General features: G+C 72.9%; 17 protein-coding genes. 9 read left to right on the plus strand and 8 right to left on the minus strand.

The window, feature by feature from the left end; genetic code table 11:
- The first annotated feature begins 54 nt into the window (after positions 1-54).
- Entirely contained in the window at positions 55-2,322 is a 2,268-nt protein-coding gene (locus ACIRD7_RS00795; protein ID WP_403451588.1) for a bifunctional salicylyl-CoA 5-hydroxylase/oxidoreductase, read from the plus strand.
- Between the two features lie 37 nt (positions 2,323-2,359).
- On the opposite strand, the gene ACIRD7_RS00800 is transcribed toward ACIRD7_RS00795, so the two are convergent.
- Both ACIRD7_RS00800 and ACIRD7_RS00805 read right to left on the minus strand, forming a co-directional pair.
- Positions 2,360-3,172, minus strand: coding sequence for a PaaX family transcriptional regulator C-terminal domain-containing protein (locus ACIRD7_RS00800; RefSeq protein ID WP_403447891.1), 813 nt, complete (start codon positions 3,170-3,172; stop codon positions 2,360-2,362).
- A gap of 15 nt (positions 3,173-3,187) precedes the next feature.
- Positions 3,188-4,801, minus strand: coding sequence for an AMP-binding protein (locus ACIRD7_RS00805; RefSeq protein ID WP_403447893.1), 1,614 nt, complete (start codon positions 4,799-4,801; stop codon positions 3,188-3,190).
- A 171-nt stretch (positions 4,802-4,972) separates the two neighbouring features.
- Between ACIRD7_RS00805 and ACIRD7_RS00810 the strand changes: the two genes are divergently transcribed.
- Entirely contained in the window at positions 4,973-6,247 is a 1,275-nt protein-coding gene (locus ACIRD7_RS00810) for an acyl-CoA dehydrogenase family protein (protein WP_403447895.1), read from the plus strand.
- Positions 6,244-6,642, plus strand: a complete 399-nt coding sequence (locus ACIRD7_RS00815; protein ID WP_403447897.1) for a RidA family protein — start codon at positions 6,244-6,246, stop codon at positions 6,640-6,642. The genes ACIRD7_RS00810 and ACIRD7_RS00815 overlap by 4 nt, the downstream gene beginning before the upstream one ends.
- A gap of 25 nt (positions 6,643-6,667) precedes the next feature.
- Here the strand turns inward: ACIRD7_RS00815 and ACIRD7_RS00820 are convergent, their stop codons facing one another.
- Positions 6,668-6,865 (minus strand): DUF5999 family protein, encoded by a 198-nt coding sequence (locus tag ACIRD7_RS00820; protein WP_403447899.1) that lies wholly within the window; start codon positions 6,863-6,865, stop codon positions 6,668-6,670.
- Positions 6,866-7,103: 238 nt separating this feature from the next.
- Here ACIRD7_RS00820 and ACIRD7_RS00825 point away from each other — a divergent pair, with 238 nt between their 5' ends.
- A complete protein-coding gene (locus tag ACIRD7_RS00825; protein ID WP_403447900.1) occupies positions 7,104-7,556 on the plus strand; it encodes a DUF6299 family protein in 453 nt (150 codons plus the stop codon).
- A gap of 129 nt (positions 7,557-7,685) precedes the next feature.
- On the opposite strand, the gene dmpG is transcribed toward ACIRD7_RS00825, so the two are convergent.
- Genes dmpG through ACIRD7_RS00840 form a run of 3 tightly spaced genes read right to left on the minus strand, consistent with a single transcriptional unit; the run spans position 7,686 to position 10,425 of the window.
- Positions 7,686-8,705: a 4-hydroxy-2-oxovalerate aldolase gene (gene dmpG / locus ACIRD7_RS00830; protein WP_403447902.1), complete on the minus strand. Its 1,020-nt coding sequence runs from the start codon at positions 8,703-8,705 to the stop codon at positions 7,686-7,688.
- On the minus strand, positions 8,702-9,658 hold the full coding sequence (locus ACIRD7_RS00835; RefSeq protein WP_403447903.1) for an acetaldehyde dehydrogenase (acetylating): 957 nt from the start codon (positions 9,656-9,658) through the stop codon (positions 8,702-8,704). Before ACIRD7_RS00835 ends, dmpG begins: the two co-directional genes overlap by 4 nt.
- A complete protein-coding gene (locus ACIRD7_RS00840; protein ID WP_403451590.1) occupies positions 9,655-10,425 on the minus strand; it encodes a 2-keto-4-pentenoate hydratase in 771 nt (256 codons plus the stop codon). Before ACIRD7_RS00840 ends, ACIRD7_RS00835 begins: the two co-directional genes overlap by 4 nt.
- Before the next feature lie 210 nt (positions 10,426-10,635).
- On the opposite strand from ACIRD7_RS00840, the gene ACIRD7_RS00845 reads away from it, so the two are divergent.
- Together ACIRD7_RS00845 and ACIRD7_RS00850 are read left to right on the plus strand one after the other, a co-directional pair.
- Positions 10,636-11,358 carry an IclR family transcriptional regulator gene (locus ACIRD7_RS00845; RefSeq protein WP_403451592.1) on the plus strand — a complete coding sequence of 241 codons (723 nt, stop codon included), beginning with the start codon at positions 10,636-10,638 and terminating at the stop codon, positions 11,356-11,358.
- 117 nt (positions 11,359-11,475) lie between these two features.
- A complete protein-coding gene (locus ACIRD7_RS00850) occupies positions 11,476-13,569 on the plus strand; it encodes a SpoIIE family protein phosphatase (RefSeq protein ID WP_403447905.1) in 2,094 nt (697 codons plus the stop codon).
- Between the two features lie 10 nt (positions 13,570-13,579).
- Here the strand turns inward: ACIRD7_RS00850 and ACIRD7_RS00855 are convergent, their stop codons facing one another.
- Positions 13,580-14,629 (minus strand): amidohydrolase family protein, encoded by a 1,050-nt coding sequence (locus ACIRD7_RS00855; RefSeq protein ID WP_403447907.1) that lies wholly within the window; start codon positions 14,627-14,629, stop codon positions 13,580-13,582.
- Positions 14,626-15,324: a TetR/AcrR family transcriptional regulator gene (locus ACIRD7_RS00860; protein WP_403447908.1), complete on the minus strand. Its 699-nt coding sequence runs from the start codon at positions 15,322-15,324 to the stop codon at positions 14,626-14,628. The genes ACIRD7_RS00855 and ACIRD7_RS00860 overlap by 4 nt, the downstream gene beginning before the upstream one ends.
- Positions 15,325-15,510: 186 nt before the next feature.
- Here ACIRD7_RS00860 and ACIRD7_RS00865 point away from each other — a divergent pair, with 186 nt between their 5' ends.
- From ACIRD7_RS00865 to ACIRD7_RS00875, 3 genes are read left to right on the plus strand one after another with little or no spacing between them, the layout of a single operon-like run.
- Positions 15,511-17,136: a bifunctional 3-(3-hydroxy-phenyl)propionate/3-hydroxycinnamic acid hydroxylase gene (locus ACIRD7_RS00865; protein ID WP_403447909.1), complete on the plus strand. Its 1,626-nt coding sequence runs from the start codon at positions 15,511-15,513 to the stop codon at positions 17,134-17,136.
- The gene (locus ACIRD7_RS00870; protein ID WP_403447911.1) at positions 17,133-18,008 is read left to right on the plus strand and encodes an alpha/beta fold hydrolase; all 876 of its coding nucleotides are present in this window, start codon (positions 17,133-17,135) and stop codon (positions 18,006-18,008) included. Before ACIRD7_RS00865 ends, ACIRD7_RS00870 begins: the two co-directional genes overlap by 4 nt.
- A gap of 5 nt (positions 18,009-18,013) precedes the next feature.
- Complete coding sequence (locus tag ACIRD7_RS00875; RefSeq protein WP_403447913.1) at positions 18,014-19,024, plus strand: VOC family protein; 1,011 nt, start codon at positions 18,014-18,016, stop codon at positions 19,022-19,024.
- The last annotated feature ends 203 nt before the right edge of the window (positions 19,025-19,227 follow it).

The following is a 19,227-nucleotide window of genomic DNA, read 5'->3' on the forward strand; positions in this document are numbered from 1 at the left end:
CGGGCGTGGCCGGCCACGACAAACACGCAGTCGCCGACGAAGACAAGCCACCCCCTGCGAGTCGCGATCATCGGCGGCGGCCCCGGCGGCCTCTACGCGGCGGCGTTGCTGAAACGCCTCGACCCGGCCCGCGAAGTCACCGTATGGGAACGCAACGCCCCCGACGACACCTTCGGCTTCGGAGTGGTCCTCTCCGACGAGACCCTCGGCGGCATCGAACACGCCGACCCCGTCGTGTACGAGGCCCTGCAGGCGCACTTCACCCGCTGGGACGACATCAACATCGTCCACCGGGGCACCCGCCAGACCTCCGGAGGACACGGCTTCGCCGCCCTCGGCAGGCGCCGCCTCCTGGAGATCCTGCACAACCGCTGCCACGACCTCGGCGTCCAGCTCCGCTTCCGCACCGCGGCCCCCGACCCGGCCCGGCTCGCCGAGACGTACGACCTGGTCATCGCCGCGGACGGTGTGCACAGTGCCACCCGCGAGGCCTACACCCATGTGTTCCGCCCCCATGTGGTCTCCCACCACTGCCGCTACATCTGGCTGGCCGCCGACTTCGCCTTCGACGCCTTCCGCTTCGAGATCGCCGAGACCGAGCACGGCGTGATGCAACTGCACGGCTACCCGTACGCGGCCGATGCCTCCACCGTGATCGTCGAGATGCGCGACGAGGTCTGGCAGGCGGCCGGGTTCGCGGACCTCGACGAGCAGGGGTCCGTCGAACGCTGCGCCAAGATCTTCGCGGAGGCGCTCGGCGGACGGCCGCTGAAGTCCAACAAGTCGGCCTGGACCACCTTCCGCACGGTCGTCAACAAACGCTGGTCGCACGGCAACGTCGTCCTGCTCGGCGACGCCGCCCACACCGCCCACTTCTCCATCGGTTCGGGCACCAAGCTGGCCGTGGAGGATGCCCTCGCCCTCGCCGCCTGCCTGGAGGAACAGCCTTCCCTGGAGCGGGCGTTGGCGGCTTACGAGGAGGAGCGCAAGCCGGTCGTCGCCTCCACCCAGCGCGCCGCCCGCGCCAGCCTGGAATGGTTCGAGAACCTCGGCCTCTACCTCGACCAGCCGTCGCGCCAGTTCGCCTTCAACCTGCTCACCCGCAGCCGCCGTGTCACCCACGACAACCTGCGGATGCGCGACGCCCACTTCACCGGGGCCGTGGAGCGCGACTTCGGCTGCCCGCCCGGCACACCGCCGATGTTCACCCCCTTCCGGCTGCGCGGCCTGACCCTGCGCAACCGGGTCGTCGTGTCCCCGATGGACATGTACTCCGCCACCGACGGCGTCCCCGGCGACTTCCATCTCGTCCACCTCGGCGCCCGTGCCCTCGGCGGCGCCGGCCTGGTGATGACGGAGATGGTGTGCGTCAGCCCGGAGGGCCGCATCACCCCCGGCTGCACCGGGCTCTACACCGGCAGGCAGGCCGACTCCTGGCGCCGGATCGTCCAGTTCGTGCACACCCGGGCGCCGGGCACCGCGATCGGCGTCCAGCTCGGCCACAGCGGGCGCAAGGGCTCGACCAAGCTGATGTGGGAAGGCATGGACGAGCCGCTGGACGACGGCAACTGGCCGCTCATGGCCGCGTCCCCGCTCCCCTACAAGCCCGGCAGCCAGACCCCGCGCGAGCTCACGCGCGCCCAGCTCACCGACATCCGCGAACAGTTCACGTCGGCCGCCTGGCGTGCCGCCCGGGCCGGCTTCGACCTTCTCGAACTGCACTGCGCTCACGGCTATCTGCTCTCCGGCTTCCTCTCCCCGCTCACCAACCTCCGCACGGACACCTACGGCGGCTCCCTGGAGAAGCGGCTCCGCTTCCCGCTCGAGGTCTTCGACGCCGTACGCGGTGTCTGGCCCGAGGAACGGCCCATGACCGTGCGTATCTCCGCGACCGACTGGGCGGAGGGCGGCACTACCGCCGAGGACGCCGTCGAGATCGCCCGCGCCTTCGCCGCGCACGGCGCCGACGCCATCGACGTGTCGACCGGGCAGGTCGTGGCCGACGAGCGGCCGGAGTTCGGGCGCTCGTACCAGACGCCGTACGCGGACCGGATCCGGCACGCCACCGGGCTGCCGGTGATCGCGGTCGGCGCGATCTCGTCCTGGGACGACGTCAACTCCCTGATCCTCGCGGGCCGTACGGACCTGTGCGCCCTCGCCCGCCCGCACCTGTACGACCCGCACTGGACGCTGCACGCGGCGGCCGAGCAGGGCTACGACGGCCCGGGAGTCGGCTGGCCCGCCCCGTACCGGGCAGGCAGCCGCCGCCCCCAGACCGGCCGAACGGACGGCCCCAAACCCCGGCTGACACTGGGGACTTGAGGGCGTACGCAGTCCGCCGGGCCACGCGGTCCCGAGGTCACAGCCCCGCGTAGGTCGCCCCCGCGTCCCGCAGCCGCTCGTGCAGTCCCCGGAAGACGGCCGCGGAGCGTGCGCCCGGCCAGCCCTCCGGCAGCAGCCGGGCCGGCAGACCGGGGTCGGTGTACGGGAGATGGCGCCAGGAGTCCAGGGCGAGGAGGTAGTCGCGGTACGCCTCCTCCGGCGGGGTCTCGCTCCGGCGCTCCCATTCGTGCAGCACACGCGCGTGGCGGTCGAGGAACGCGTCGTGCTCCTTGGCGATCGCGGCCAGGTCCCACCAGCGGGCGACCGCTTCGGCGGTCGGGGTGAAGCCGAGGTGCTCGCCGCGGAAGAAGTCGACGTACTGCTCCAGGCGCAGCCGCTGCAGCGTGTGCCGGGCCTCCGCGTAGAGCCGCGCGGGCGCGATCCACACGCCCGGGGCCGCCGTGCCGAAGCCGAGCCCGGCCAGCCGGGAGCGCAGCACATGGCGCTTCTGCCGCTCGGACTCCGGCACCGAGAACACCGCGAGCACCCAGCCCTCGTCGTCCGGCGGCGCGGCGGTGTAGATGCGGCGGTCGCCGTCGTCCAGCAACTGACGCGCGTCCGGGGAGAGTTCGTACCCGGCCGCGCCCTGTGCCGTCCGGGCAGGCAGCAGCAGCCCGCGCCGCTTCAGCCGCGACACCGACGAGCGCACCGAAGGCGCGTCCACGCCGACCGCGGCCAGCAGTCTGATCAGCTCGGCGACCGGCACCGGGCCGGCCATGTGGCGGCCGTAGGCGCCGTAGAGCGTGACGATGAGAGACCGTGGTGCATGCTGGTCGGACACGTTGATCATCTTAGGTCGTGCGGATCACTGGTGGTCACCCGGCGGGGCACCGCCGTCGCGCAGCCGGAAGCGCTGGAGCTTGCCGGTCGCGGTGCGCGGCAGCGCGTCCAGGAAGAAGATCTCGCGCGGGCACTTGTACGGCGCCAGCTCTGCCTTGACGAAGGCGCGCAGCCCCTCCGCGTCCCGGCGCGCACCCTCCCTGAGCACCGCGTATGCCACCACGACCTGCCCGCGCGCCTCGTCGGGCCGCCCCACCACCGCCGTCTCCAGCACGTCCGGGTGGCGCAGCAGGGCCTCCTCGACCTCGGGGCCCGCGATGTTGTACCCGGCCGAGATGATCATGTCGTCCGCGCGGGCGACATAGCGGAAGTAGCCGTCACTCTCCCGGACGTAGGTGTCGCCGGTGACGTTCCAGCCGTGGCGCACGTACTCGCGCTGGCGCGGATCGGCGAGATAGCGGCAGCCGACGGGACCGCGCACGGCGAGCAGGCCGGGCTCCCCGTCGGGCAATTCCCGGCCCTCGTCGTCGACCACGCGCGCGTGCCAGCCCGGCACCGGCACGCCCGTCGTCCCGGGCCGGATGTGCTCGTCGGCGGCGGAGATGAAGATGTGCAGCAGCTCGGTGGCGCCGATGCCGTTGATGACGCGCAGCCCGGTCCGCTCGTGCCAGGCCCGCCAGGTGGCGGCGGGCAGGTTCTCGCCCGCGGAGACGCAGCGCCGCAGGGAGGAGATGTCGTGCGAGTCGAGCTCGTCGAGCATCGCGCGGTACGCCGTGGGCGCGGTGAACAGCACGGAGACCCGGTGCTCGGCGATGGCCGGCAACAGCTGCTTGGGACCGGCCTGTTCGAGGAGCAGGGCGCTGGCGCCGGCCCGCATCGGGAAGATGACGAGCCCGCCGAGGCCGAAGGTGAAGCCGAGCGGGGGACTGCCGGCGAAGACATCGCCCACATGTGGTCGCAGCACATGTGCCGAGAAGGTGTCGGCTATCGCGAGCACATCCCGGTGGAAGTGCATACAGCCCTTGGGCCGTCCGGTGGTGCCGGACGTGAAGGCGATGAGCGCGACGTCGTCGGCGGCGGTGGCGGCGGCCGGGTACGGCGTGTCGGGCGCGGGGACGCGCAGCAGGTCGTCGGGGGCGTCGCCGCCGTACGTCGCGATGCGCAGGCCGGGTATCTCTGCCTTGGCGAGGTCGTCGACGGCGCGGACGTCGCACAGCGCGTGCCGCACCTGGGCGATCTCGCACATGGTCCGCAGCTCGTGCGGGCGCTGCTGGGCCAGCACGGTGACGGCGACCGCGCCCGCCTTCAGCACCGCCAGCCAGCAGGCCGCCAACCAGGGCGTGGTCGGGCCGCGCAGCAGCACCCGGTTGCCCGGCACGACACCGAGGTGGTCGGTGAGCACATGGGCGAGCCGGTCGACGCGGGCGCGCAGTGTGCCGTACGTCCATGTGTCGCCGAACGGGGTGTGGAACACCGGCCGATCGCCGTCGGGGCCGTCGAGCAGCTCGGCGGCGGCGTTGAGCCGTTCGGGGTAACGCAGTCCCGGCAGGTCGAAACGGAGCTCGGGCCACTGGTCGGGCGGTGGCAGATGCTCACGGGCGAAGGTGTCGACGTGCGCGGAGCGGTGCAGACCGGCCATGGCGGTTCGCCCCCTTGCCGTGTGGGCTGCCTTGTGGGCGTCGTGGTGGGCTCGCACAGGGAGCGTATCGTGTTGGTGACGGCAGTCAACAGTGCGCGATATCGTCGAGCTGGTCCCTCGAGGAGGCCCGTCGAGAGGCCCGTCACGGACGGCTCCGCAGGGAGGTCGGCAGTGCCCGCATTCTCGCTCGATCCGCCACAGACCGCATGGTGTGCCGAACTGCGCGCACTGGCCGCCGACCAGTTGCGCCCGCTCGCCGAGAAGGGCGAACCGGGGCACGTCAACCGCCCACTCGTCGCCGAGCTCGGGCGCCTGGGCCTGCTGGAGCGGCTCTTCACCTCCGGAGCGCTCGAGCTGTGCCTGATGCGGGAGTCCCTCGCCTACGGCTGCACGGAGGCCGAGACCGCGCTCGCCCTGCAGGGCCTCGGCGCGCACCCCGTGCACGCCCACGGCAATCCGGCCCAGCGGGAGCGTTGGCTGCCCCGCGTGGCGGACGGCAGCGCGGTGGCGGCGTTCGCGCTGAGCGAGCCGGGGGCCGGGTCGGACGCGGCGGCGCTGGAGCTGCGCGCGGAGCGGGACACCTCCCGGCCGGACCGATCCGCACCGGCGCCGGCCCCTTCGCTCGCCGCGGACCGCGACGGCCCCGCCCGCTGGCGGCTCACCGGCGAGAAGTGCTGGATCTCCAACGCCCCCGAGGCCGACTTCTACACGGTGTTCGCCCGCACCACACCCGGCGCCGGCTCCCGCGGCGTCACCGCCTTCCTGGTGCCGGCCGACCGCCCCGGCCTCACGGGAGACGCCCTCGACATGTTGTCGCCGCACCCCATCGGCGCCCTCACCTTCGACGCCGTGCCCGTCACCGCCGACGACGTGCTCGGCGAGCCCGACCGCGGGTTCCGGGTCGCCATGGGCACCCTCAACCTCTTCCGGCCGAGCGTCGGCGCCTTCGCCGTCGGCATGGCCCAGGCGGCCCTGGACGCCACCCTCGCCCACACCGCCGGACGGGAGGCGTTCGGCGGCAGGTTGAAGGACCTGCAGGCCGTCGCGCACCAGGTCGCCGAGATGGCCCTGCGCACCGAGGCGGCGCGTCTCATGGTGTACGCGGCGGCGACGGCGCACGACGAGCAGGCCCCGGACGTCCCGAAGCGCGCCGCGATGGCGAAGCTGCTGGCCACGGAGACCGCACAGCATGTCGTCGACGCGGCGGTCCAGTTGCACGGTGCGCGTGCCCTGCGCCGCGGCCACCTGCTCGAACACCTCTACCGAGAGGTGCGCGCCCCGCGCATCTACGAGGGCGCCAGCGAGGTCCAACGCGGCATCATCGCCAAGGAGTTGTACAAAGACAGGGGTAAGGACAAGGTCAAGGACAGGGACAGGGACAGGGACAGGGACAGGGACAGGGGCAGGGACAGGGACAGGGACAAGGGCAAGGAGGCCGGCCAGTGAGCACCGAGCGCGTCAACCCGTCCGACCTGTCCCCGCCCACCGGCTTCTCCCACGCGGTCGTCGCCACCGGCTCCCGCGTCGTCTTCCTGGCCGGGCAGACCGCGCTCGACGCCGACGGCAAGGTGGTCGGGGGGACGCTGCGCGAGCAGTTCGAGCGGGCGCTCACCAACCTGCTGGCCGCGCTGGCGGCGACCGGCGGAACACCGGCCGACCTGGCCCGGGTGACCGTCTACGCGACCGACGTCGCGGCGTATCGCACCCAGGCCGCCGAACTCGGGCGTGTGTGGCGGCGGTTGGCGGGCCGGGACTACCCGGCGATGGCGGTCGTCGAGGTCGTGCGCCTCTGGGACGAGGAGGCGATGGTGGAGCTCGACGGGTTCGCCGTGCTGCCGTAGACCTGTGCGTCCGTCGGGGTCCTGCTCAGGCCGCCATCGCGAGGCGCTCGTTCGGTACGCGGTGCGGTGCGACCACGCGGCCGTCGGGCAGCAGCTCACCGCTGTCGTCGAAGACGATGGCCCCGTCGCACAGCAGGCTCCAGCCCTGCTCGGGATGTGCGGCCACCACATGGGCGCTGCTGCGGGCGTCGGAGGAAGGGCACGAAGGCTGGTGGGAACACATGGCGCACCTCCACATAGGGCGGACGAGCCGTGTGGGTCGTCCATATGGGTAGACCATGCGCCCGTTGCGAACTCATCGGAACGGCCCGCCGTGAACCGTGACAACACGCGGACAACTCTCTGACCGATCCACGAAGCTCGGGTCGGACTCGCCACCGAAGGGGTGACGATCACGTCCCCGGGCGCATCGGCCGGGTACCAGTGGAAGGCCCCACTCCGCTCACCCGGGAGGTCTTCCCATGCCCCTGCGCCCCGCTCTCGCCACCGCCGTCGGCGCCGCTCTGCTCCTGCTGGTCGCCGCGCCCTCGGCGCCCGCCGACTCCGACGCCAAAGCGGCGCCCGAGGAGACCGTGACCGTCGACAGCAAGGTCCCGCTGGCCGAGGACGGCACCGTCACCGTCTCCGGCACCTACACCTGCCGCGACAGCAAGGGCCCCACGTTCGTGAGCGCCTCCGTCGGCCAGCAGGCGTCCGCCAACCGGTACTCCATCGGCGGCACCCTCGCCGAGTGCGACGGCAAGAAGCACCGCTGGCAGAACAAGAGCCTGCCCTCCCCGGCCACCCTCGAGCACGGCAAGGCGGACGTCGAGGCCACCATCGTGGAGCTCTTCCCCGTCGAAGGCCTGGGCGGCCTGCCCATGCCCCGCTTCCACGCGGTGGCGAAGAAGAACATCACCCTGTCGAAGGCGTGACGGCAGTCGACACCTGCGTCGACACCCACACCGGTACCGACACCCACACCGGCACCTGCGTCGACACCGGCACCGAACACCGCCCGCCGCGCCCCTCCCGTCGAAGGGGCGCGGCGCGGTGCGTCGCGGTCAGGACGCGGCCCGCGCACGGGCGGCCAGGTCCAGCGCGACGTCCGTGATCATGTCCTCCTGCCCGCCGACCATCCGCCGGCGCCCCACCTCCACGAGGATGCCGCGGGTGTCCAGCCCGTAGCGGGCCGCGGCCGTCTCCGCGTGGCGCAGGAAGCTGGAGTACACGCCCGCGTAGCCGAGGCTGAGGGTCTCGCGGTCCACCCGGACCTCACGGTCCTGCAGCGGTCGTACGAGATCGTCGGCCGCGTCCATCAGGGGGAACAGGTCGCACATGTGGTCCCAGCCCATGAGATCGGCGACCGCCACGAACGCTTCGAGGGGACAGTTGCCGGCCCCCGCGCCCTGCCCGGCGAGCGAGGCGTCCACACGAACCGCTCCGCTCTCGACGGCGACGACCGTGTTGGCCACGCCCAGGGCGAGGTTGTGGTGGGCGTGGATGCCGAGCTCGGTGGCGGGGTCCAGGACGTCGCGGTAGGCGCGGAAGCGGTCGCGGACGCCGTCCATGGTGAGGCGGCCGCCGGAGTCGGTGACGTACACGCAATGGGCGCCGTAGGACTCCATCAGCTTGGCCTGACGGGCCAGTTCGGCGGGCTCGGCCAGGTGGGACATCATCAGGAACCCGGCGACGTCCATCCCCATGTCCCGGGCCGCGGATATGTGCTGGGCCGCTATGTCGGCCTCGGTGCAGTGTGTGGCGACGCGCACCGAGCGGACGCCCAGGGCGTGTGCCTGCCGCAGGTCGTGCAGGGTGCCGATGCCGGGCAGCAGCAGGGTCGTGGGCACCGCGTGCCGGGTGGCGTCGACCACCGCCTCGATCCACTCCCAGTCGGTGTGCGCGCCGACGCCGTAGTTGATGCTGGAGCCCGCCAGGCCGTCGCCGTGCGCGATCTCGATCGCGGCGACCCCGGCGGCGTCCAGCGCGGCGGCGACGGCACGGGCCTGGTCGACGGTGTAGCGGTGCCGGACGGCGTGCATGCCGTCCCGCAGGGTCACGTCCTGGACGTAGAGACGGGTCATCGGGAGGCCTCCTGCGGGGCGCGGGCGGCGGCCATGCGTTCCGCGGTGCGCAGCGCGGCCGAGGTCATGATGTCGAGGTTCCCGGCGTACGCCGGGAGGTAGTGCGCGGCGCCCTCGACCTCCAGGAAGACGGAGACCTTCAGGAAGACGGAGCCCTTCAGGGCGTCACCCGCGCCGGCGGCCAGGGCCCGCAGCGGATCGTCCGACGGCACCCGTTCGAACTGCACCTTCTGCTTGAGGCGGTAGCCGGGGACGTACGCCTGGACCCGCCCCACCATCTCCTCGACCGCCGCCGTGACCGCCTCGGTCGCGCAGTCGGAGACCAGGCAGTGCACGGTGTCCCGCATGATCAGCGGGGGTTCGGCCGGGTTGAGGACGATGATCGCCTTGCCGCGCGCGGCACCGCCGACCCGCTCGACCGCGGCGGACGTGGTCTCGGTGAACTCGTCGATGTTGGCGCGGGTGCCCGGTCCGGCGGAGCGGGAGGCGATGGACGCGACGATCTCGCCGTAGTGGACGGGCGTGACGGCGCCCACCGCGGCCACGATCGGGATGGTGGCCTGGCCGCCGCAGGTGACCATGTTGACGTTGGGGGCGTCGAGATGGGCGTCGCCGTTGACCGGCGGGACGACGTACGGTCCGAGGGCGGCCGGGGTGAGGTCGACCAGCGCGCGGCCCAGCGGGCGCAGCACCGCGTCGTGGTGGCGGTGGGCGCCGGCCGAGGTCGCGTCGAAGACGATCTCCACGTCGGCGAACTCGTCCAGCGCGACCAGCCCTTCGACGCCCTCGTGGGTCGTGGCGACCTTCAGCCGGCGGGCGCGTGCCAGGCCGTCGGAGGCCGGATCGATGCCGGCCACGGCGGCGATCTCCAGCGTCTCCGACAGCCGCAGGATCTTGATCATGAGGTCGGTTCCGATGTTGCCGGAGCCGATGACGGCGACCTTGGTGCTCACAGCTCGCCCCCGTCCTGTGCGAAGCCGACCCGCACAGAGCCCAGCCCGGAGATATGTGCCTCGAACACATCCCCTGCCGAGGCGGGCGCCATCGGACCGAGCGCGCCGGTCAGCACCAGGTCGCCCGCGCGCAACGGATCGCCCCGCTCGGCGAGCGCGGACGCCAGCCACACGGCCGCGTTCAGCGGACCGCCCAGACAGTCGGCACCGGTGCCCTCGGAGACGGTCCCGCCGCCCCGCGTCATGGTCATCGTCACGGTCCGCAGATCGACGGCGGTGAGCGGGACGGGGGTCGCGCCCAGGACGTACAGGCCGCACGAGGCGTTGTCGGCGACCGTGTCGACCAGGGAGATGTCCCAGCCCCGCACCCGGCTGTCGACGATCTCCAGCGCGGGCAGCGCGAAGTCGACCGCCCGCAGCACATCGACGACCGTGCAGGCGCGGTGCGGCAGGTCCCGCCCGAGCACGAGCGCCACCTCGGCCTCCACCTTCGGCTGGAGCAGCCGGCCGGCGGGCACCTCGCCGCCGTCCGGCACGGCCATGTCCGCGAACAGGGCGCCGAAGTCGGGCCGGTCCACGCCGAGTTGGCGCTGTACGGCCACGGAGGTCAGGCCGACCTTGCGGCCCACGATCCGGCGGCCGGCGTCCAGGCCGCGCCGGACGCCCAGCCGCTGTACGGCGTAGGCGGTCTCCAGGTCGCCGCCGTCGTCGAACAACTCGCGCACCGGAGGACACGCGGTCCCGGTGCGGGCGGCCTCCGCGAGCAGGTCGGCGGCCTTGACGACGGCCGGTGGCGGGGCGGCGTCCGGCCACGCGGCGCCGGGGCGGACGCCTGGGCGAGTGCCTTCGGGTGGGGTCGACACGGGATACCTCCAGGGTGCGGGATGCGACATGCGGCGATCGCCTCACCGGTATAGACAGGGCCACAACGTTCGACCAACCTTTGTTCCGTGGCACGGAACAACACGAGCGGCAGCATGCTGGAGAAAGCCGCGGTCATCCTGGACAGCTTCAGCCCGAGCGGCGGCCCGTACCGCCTGTCGGAACTCTCTGCGCGCACCGGCCTGCCCAAGCCCACCGTGCACCGGCTGGCGGCGGACCTGGTCCGCCTCGGCTGGCTGGAACGCTCGGGCAACCGGTACCGGCTCGGGGCGAAGCTGTTCGAGCTCGGCTCGCTGGTGCCGCACCGGCTCGATCTGCGCGAGGCGGCGCTGCCGTTCCTCCAGGACCTGTTCGAGGCCACTCGCGAGACCGTCCACCTCGGCGTCCGCGACGGCATGGAGGTGGTCTACCTGGAGCGCATCCACGGTCACGAGGCCCTCCAACTGCCCTCCCGCATCGGCGGCAGCCTGCCGCTGACCTGCACCGGCGTCGGCAAGGCCCTGCTCGCGTTCTCCGGCGCCGAACTGACCGAGGAGGTCCTGTCCCGGCCCCTGGAGAGCCTCACGCCCCACTCGATCACCGACCCGGACCGGCTGCGCATGGCCCTGGAGAAGACCCGGGTCTCGGGCCTCGCCTACGAGGAGCAGGAGGCCGCGCTCGGCGTGAGCTGCATCGCGGCGCCCGTCTTCGCGGGCGGCACCACGGTCGCCGCCCTCTCGGTGGCGGTGCCGCGTTCTCGGTTCAGCCCCGCCCAGTTGGCGCCCGCCGTGCGGACGGCGGCGCTGGGACTGTCCCGGGTGCTGCGCGGCGGCGGCTGACGGGGTTCGGCGCCCGTCGGCCCGTCCGCCCTGAGCCGTGCGCGCGACCGGCGTACCGTCGTGAGTGTGGAGCCCACGGCCGGCCGTCTTCTGTCGCGCGCGGCGCAAGAGCTCGCTGTGCGATCGGACGAGCTCGCCGCCGACGTGGAACGGAGCCTGCGGCGCGAACTGCCGCTGCTGTGGGAGGACCCGGATGTGGCCCGGATAGCCTCCGAGAACGTCGCCGATCACATCGAGGCCGCCCTGTACGGGCTTCGGCACGCCATCCCTTACGAGCGGATCGAGCCGCCGCCCCAGGATGCGGAGCGCGTCCGGGCACTGGCCCGGCGCGGCGCGCCCATGAGTGTGACGCTGCGTGCGTTCCGGCTGGCGCAGGGCATCGTCAACGACCGGCTGCTCGTGGAGATCCTCCGGCTGAGCGACGACGCCGAGCAGGTCAGCGCGGCGGCGCGGGAGCTGGTGGCGATGTCGACCACGTACGTGGACCGGGTGTCGGAGCAGGGTGTCGAGGCGTTCCAGGAGGAGCGGGACCGGCGGCTGGAGTGGCGGTCGGCGATGATCAACGAGGCCAGCATGCGCATCGGGACCACCTTGGACATCGCCCGCACCACACAGGAGCTGGCGGACTTCGCCACCGAGCACTTCGCCGACCTCGTCACCGTCGACCTGCTGGACACCGCGCTCCGCGGCCGGGACGCCGCGGCGGAGGGCCCGCTGATGCTGCGCCGGATGGCCCAGGGTCCGGCGGCCGGTATCGGACCGGCACCGGCGATCGAGCCCCAGCAACTGCACAGCTGTCCGGAGGGATCGGCGTGCGCGGACGCCCTGGGCAGCGGGCGGCCCAGCAGGCAGGAGCACGACGCGCAGTCCGCCGGCCCGCGAGCCAATTCGACGCTCGTCGTGCCGCTGCGCGCCCGGGGCACCACCCTGGGCGTCGCCGAGTTCCACCGGTACGGCAGCGCCGCGCGCTACGACGACGAGGACCTGCTGCTCGCCCAGGAGATCGTCGCCAGGGCCGCCGTCGCCGTGGACAACGCCCGCCACTACACCCACGCGCGCGCCACCGCCATCACCCTCCAGCGCAGCCTGCTCCCGCGGCAGGCGCCGCAGCAGTCGGCCGTCGACGTCGCCTACCGCTATCTGCCGGCCGGCTCCGAGGCCGGCGTGGGCGGCGACTGGTACGACGTCATCCCGCTGTCCGGCGCGCGGGTGGCTCTCGTGGTGGGCGACGTGGTGGGCCACGGCATCCGGGCCGCCGCCACCATGGGCCGGCTGCGGACCGCCGTACGCACCCTCGCCGACATGGATCTGCCGCCCGACGAGCTCCTCACCCACCTGGACGACGTCGTCCTGCGGCTGTTCACCGAGGCGTGCACGGACCCCGACGCCGACCCGGACGCCGATGTCGGCGGAGACATCGGTGCCACCTGCCTGTACGCCGTCTACGACCCCGTGTCCCGGCGCTGCACCATGGCCCGCGCGGGCCATGTGCCCCCGGCCGTGGTGGTCGTGGACGGCACGGCGGAGCTGCTTGACCTGCCGAGCGGACCGCCGCTCGGACTGGGCGGGCTGCCCTTCGAGACGGTGGAGGTCGAGCTGCCCGAGGGCAGCCTGATCGCGCTGTGCACCGACGGTCTGATCGAGACCCGCGACCACGACGTCGACGCGGGCCTGAGCACGCTGTGCCAGGTCCTCGCCCGCCCGGCACCCTCCCTGGAGGCGGTCTGCGACACCGTGCTGGGGGCGCTGCTGCCCGCGCGGCCCGACGACGACATCGCGCTGCTCCTCGCCCGCACCCGTGTGCTCGGGGCCGACCGGGTCGCCACCTGGGAGGTGGAGGCCGACCCGGCGTTCGTCGCGCGGGCCCGCGCGGACGTCACCCGGCAACTGACCGCCTGGGGACTGGAGGAACTCGGCTTCGTCGCCGAACTGGTGGTCAGCGAACTCGTCACCAACGCCATCCGCTACGGCCGTTCGCCGATCAGCCTGCGCCTGATCCGCCCCCAGCCCGACGGCGGTCCGGACGGCGCCGAGGCCGGCTCCCTGCTGTGCGAGGTGTCCGACGCCGGCAGCACCACCCCGCACCTGCGCCGGGCCCGCGTCCTCGACGAGGGCGGTCGTGGCCTCCTGCTGGTCGCCCAGCTCGCCGCGCAGTGGGGCACCCGGCAGGCGCGGCGCGGCAAGACGGTCTGGGCCGAGCTGAACGAGTAGGCGTCGCACCTCAGTCGGTGCCGGGCTGGACGAGCTTGAAGAAGAGCCGGGCTCCGGCGCGCTGCGCGGACTGGCGCAGCCGCGCCGGGAGCGGACGGGGCGACGGGGGCGCCGGCGGGCTGCCGGCCAGGCGCGGGAAGAGCGCTTCGGCGTTGGCGCGGTTGACCGCCGCGAGGGTCCCGGGATCGACGCCGCTGTCGAGTCCGCCCGCGAAGTACTGGCCCGCGGCGGCCGGCGCGAACGGCCAATCGCTCCCGAACAGGACGTGACCGGGCCGGGCGAAGGCGAGGAGCGTGGGCAGGGCGGCGGGACTGGAGGAGAGCGCGGTGTCGAAGTAGAAGCCGCGCAGGTCCTCCAGGACGTCGCGGGGGCTGCGTCCGGTGTCGGCGGCGATGGCGACCGCCATGCGGTGGGAGGCGTACGGCACGAAGCCGCCGCCGTGGCTGAGGACGAACCGGATGTCCGGGTACCGGCCCGGGATGCCGTTGCGCACGAGCAGATAGGCGGCGCGGGTCGTGTCGAGGAGGAAGTCGGCGGCGAACGGCGGGATGCCGTCCACGGCGGGCGCGGGGAGCTCGGCCGGGTGGACGAACACGACGGCGCCGTGCGTGTCGAGGACCCGCCACAGCGCGTCCTGGCCCGCGGCGCCGAGATAGCCGCCCTGGTTGTTGGCGAGCAGGGTGACCCCGTCGGCCCCCAGTTCGGCGAGGGCGCGCTCGGCCTCCCGCGCGGACGCGGTGACGTCGGGCATGGGCAGGGTGGCGAGCCAGCCGAGGCGTGCGGGGTGCCGGGCGGCGAGGCCGGCCGAGAAGTCGTTGAGCCGCCGGGCCAGGTCCGCCGCCTCGTCCGGTTCGGTGAGGAAGCCGGTGCCGGGGGTGGACAGGGACAGGATCGCCGTCTCGGTGCCCAGCAGGTCCATCTGCTCCAGGGCCGCCTCGGGACTCCAGTCGGGCACGGCACGACCGCCCGCCTCGACGATGCCGGCCCTGGCCAGGGCGTCGCGGTACAGGGGCGGGACGAGGTGCTGGTGGACGTCGATCCGGCGGGGTGCGGTGGTCATGGTGGGGTCTGTCGCCTTTCCGTGGGGAGGGGATGTGCCCGTTTCTCCGGGGCGGGGCGGGCTCGTCCGTGGCTCCTCGCCGCCGCGCGGACGGCCGCCTCGTACACGAGCCGCACGTGCAGTTCGAACATCGCCGCCAGGTCGACACCGTCCCCGGCGATCTCCCGGTGCACGAACAGCCCGTCCGCGCCGGCCATGGCGTACGTCGTGAGCGTGCGTACGACGTCCTCGTCCAGGGACGGGAACAGGGTGCGGAACATGTCCGCGATCCGCCGCCGCGCGATGTCGCGCACGTCGAGGAAGACCTGCCGGCCCCGGGGCCCGGCGGGATTGCGCTCCAGGGCGAGCATCAGGCCGAGGCGCAGGAAGTCCGGCGCCTCGACCAGCGAATTCGCCACGTTCGCCGCCAACGCCAGCACCCGCTCCAGCGGCGGCGCGCTCTCGTCGCCGGGCAGCTCGACGGCCCTCAGCCAGGCCGCGAAGCCGCGCTCGATGACCGCGGCGATCAGGTCGTCCTTGTCCTCGAAGTGCCAGTAGATCGAGCTCGCCGGGAGCCCGCACTTGGCACTGACCGCGGCGATCGACGTGCCCTCGTAGCCGCGCTCGCCGGCGATCTCGACGGTGGCGTCGAGGATGCGCTGCCGCGACTCCACGCCGTTCGCACGCTTTCTGCGCGCCGTCGGAGGCCTGGTCATGGGAGCTGCCCTTCCCGTCGTGCCGGCACTTGACCGGTCCTGACGCCGAGCTTACCGTAGCGTCCGTTCCAATTGGAGTGACCACTACAGCAAGGGCCGCGCAGAGCAGTGCAAGGCAACGCCGAGCAGCGCAAGGCCGTGCAGATCCGCGAAGAGCCGCGACAGGGACGACAGTGAGGTGGCCTGATGGGTGCGAACAGGGCCGGGAGAAGAACCGACGAGGGGGCCGGAGACGCCCCCTACGACGTGGCGGTCATCGGATACGGGCCCACAGGGGTGACCGCCGCGAACCTGCTGGGCGCCGCGGGACTCAGAGTCGTCGTGCTGGAGCGCGACGCCGAGATCTACTCCCGGGCGCGGGCGATCTCCACCGACGAGGAGGTCATCCGGATCTGGCAGCGGGTCGGACTGGCCGACCGGCTCAAGCAGGACATGCTGGCCGACCGACCGCTCGACTTCGTCGACGCCCGCGGCCGCGCCTTCCTCAGCGCGCACCCCACCCCGCGCGGCCACGGCCATCCGCCGCAGATGTTCCTCTACCAGCCCGCGCTGGAACAGGTCCTGCGCGACGGCGTCGACCGCTACCCCAACGTGGAAGTGTGGCTGCGGCACGAGTGCCTGCGGCTGAGCCAGTCCCCGGACGGCGTCGAGCTCACGGTGGTGGGCACCGCAGACGACTCCGTACGACGGCTGCGCGCCCGGTACGTCATCGCGGCCGACGGCGGCTCCAGCCTCACCCGCGCCCAGCTCAACGTGGGGTACGAGGGACGGACGTACGAGGACCGCTGGGTCGTCGTCGACACCAGGATGCTCAAGCCGTGGCCGGACCACGACCGGCTGCGCTTCCGCTGCGACCCGGCCCGCCCCGCGGTCGACTGCCCGACACCGCTGGGCCACCACCGCTGGGAGTTCCCGGTCCTGCCGGGCGACGACGAGACGTACCTGACCACCGACGAGGCGATCCACGCCATGGTGTCCCGGTACGGGATCGGCCGGGACCAGATCGAGATCCTGCGCGCCACCGTCTACAGCCACCACGTGCGCTTCGCCGCCCGCTTCCGGACGGGCCGGGTCTTTCTCGCGGGCGACGCCGCGCACGCGATGCCGCCGTGGATCGGGCAGGGCATGGCGGCCGGGGTGCGCGACGTGGCCAACCTGTGCTGGAAGCTCGACGCGGTGCTGCGCGGCGAGCTGCCCGAGTCGGTGCTCGACTCCTACGAGGCGGAACGCAAGCCGCACGTCAAGGAGGTGACCAGAAGGGCGGTGTTCGTCGGCCGGATCATCACCGAACGGCGGCGCTCGGTCACCCGGCTCCGGGACTCGCTGCTGCCGCTGCTGACCCGGATACCGGGCTTCGGCGGCCGGCTGCAGGACTCCCACTGGATCCCCGTCGCCCACTACGCCGACGGCCTCCAGGCCCGCCCCCGCACCAGGGCCTCCGGCCGCCAGATCCCCCAGCCATGGGTCACCGGCCAGGACGGCACCCGCATCCGCCTGGACGACGCGCTCGGCGGCCGCTGGCTGCTCCTGCACGGCGGACCGCCCACCCCGCAACCCGAGTGGGAGCGCCACGGCGTCCCCGCGCTGACCGTCCTGCCGCCCGGCTCACGTCCGGCGGAGGGTGCCGTCGTCGACCACGACGGCGTACTGCGGGCCTGGCTGGCCGAGCACCGGGCCGCCACCCTCGCCCTGCGCCCCGACGCCTACGTCTACGCGGCCGCCCCCGCCGGCGCGCAACTTCCCTCGCCCCCGGCCGGATTCACCCCCGCCGCACGTGCGACCACCTCCACCACCGCCCAGGGAACCCCATGAACACGCACCCCACCGGCCCGCCGACGATGCGGGAGTCGCTGCTCGACGTCCTCGGCAGGAAGATCTTCGTCGCCGAGACCGGCGACGGCCCGCCCGTCCTGCTGCTGCACGGCGGCGGCCCCGGCGCCTCCGGCGTCTCCAACTACGCCCGCAACATCGCCGAACTGGCCGAGCGGCACCGGGTCATCGTCCCCGACCTGCCCGGCTACGGCCGCAGCAGCAAGGGCGTGGACGGCACCGACCCCTTCGGGTACCTCGCCTCGCACGTCCGCGGCCTGCTCGACGAACTCGGCCTGGACAAGGCCCACCTGGTCGGCAACTCCTACGGCGGCGCCTGCGCCCTGCGCCTCGCCCTGGACACCCCCGACCGGGTCGACCGCATGGTCCTGATGGGCCCCGGCGGCATCGGCACCACCCGCGCCCTGCCCACACCCGGCCTGAACAGCCTCCTCAACTACTACTCGGGCAGCGGCCCTTCGCGCCTGAAGCTGGAGAAGTTCATCCGCACCTATCTCGTCTTCAACGCCGCCGACGTCCCCGACTCGGTGATCGACGCCCGCTACCAGGCCAGCGTCGACCCGGAGGTGATCGCGGCGCCGCCGCTGCGCCGGCCGTCCGGCCCGAACGCGCTGCGCACGCTGTGGCGAACGGACTTCACCCGCGACCGCCGTCTCTCCCGGCTGCCCGTGCCGACCCTGGTCCTGTGGGGTGCGGCCGACAAGGTGAACCGCCCGTCCGGCGGCCGCATGCTGGCCGACCGCATGCCCAACTGCGACCTGTACGAGGTCGCCAACACCGGGCACTGGGTGCAGTTCGAGCGCGCCGAGCTGTTCAACCGGCTGTGCGCCGACTTCCTGGCAGGCCGTCGATGAAGTCGATGAGGCCGACGAACACGAGCGTCTTCGGCGCGGTGCGCCTGGGCCACCTCGTCATCGAGACCAACCGCTTCACCGACTGGCGCCGCTTCGGCACCGACGCCATCGGCATGCACCACGACGACCTCGACACCGGTCTGACGCGCTTCCGCCTCGACGACCAGGAGTGCCGCTTCCTGCTGCGCAGAGGGCCCGCCGAGGACGTCGTCGCGACCGGGTGGCACGTCGACGACCACAGCGCCTTCGAGCGGATCGAGGCCCGCGTCCGGGCGCAGGGCGTGCCGTGCGCCGAGGGAACCGCCGAGGAGGCGGCCCAGCGCGGCGTCGAACGCCTGCTGCGCTTCCCCGGCCCCAAGGGCATCACCCAGGAGATCTACACCACTCCCGTCCTGTCGCCCGAGCCGCTGCGGATGCTCGCGTCCCGGTGGGTCACGGGCGACGCGGGCATGGGCCATGTGGCGATCACCTCCACCAGACCCGCCCTGACGCGCGCCTACTTCGGCACCGTCTTCGACGCCCGCCTGACCGACTGCATCGACGAGACGATCAGCGGCGTCAAGCTCAAGATCCGCTTCCTGCGCGTCAACGAACGCCACCACTCCATCGCCGTCGCCGCCGTCCGGGGCCTGCCGATCGACCCGGTCCGCACCCGCGTCCAGCACCTCAACATCCAGGCGGCCACCCTGGACGACCTCGCCCGCAGCTACGACCGGGTCCACGAACTCGGCTTCGACATGGCCCTGTCCATCGGACAGCACACCAACGACAAGGAGCTCTCCTACTACGCCCGCACCCCCTCCGGCTTCGAGTGGGAGGTCGGCTGGAACCCCCTCGTCATCGACGAGACCACCTGGGAACCCAGCACCCACCAGGGCATCAGCGTCTGGGGCCACACCCCGGTCGGGCAGACAATCGTCGACAAGCTAGGCCAGTTCCGCCTCGCCGCCCGCTCCCTCGCCCACCCGGAGAAGACGGTCCGGGCCCTCAGCGGCGCCGGAGCCCCCGACGACTGACCGGCAACGCGACGAGCCCGTCCGCGCATTGCACGGACGGGCTCGTAATGGAGCGCCGGGCAGGCCTTGCACCTGCATTTCCCCGCAGGAAGCGGGGCGTCTTTCCTTGGACCACCAACGCATCACCAGTCGCACCGAGTCGCGGCGACCAGCTCGTGATCCAAGCTTAGCGCATGCGGCGCCGACCCTGTCCACGCGGCTAG

The organism is Streptomyces sp. NPDC093568 (assembly GCF_044764945.1).
Taxonomy (GTDB): Bacteria; Actinomycetota; Actinomycetes; order Streptomycetales; family Streptomycetaceae; genus Streptomyces.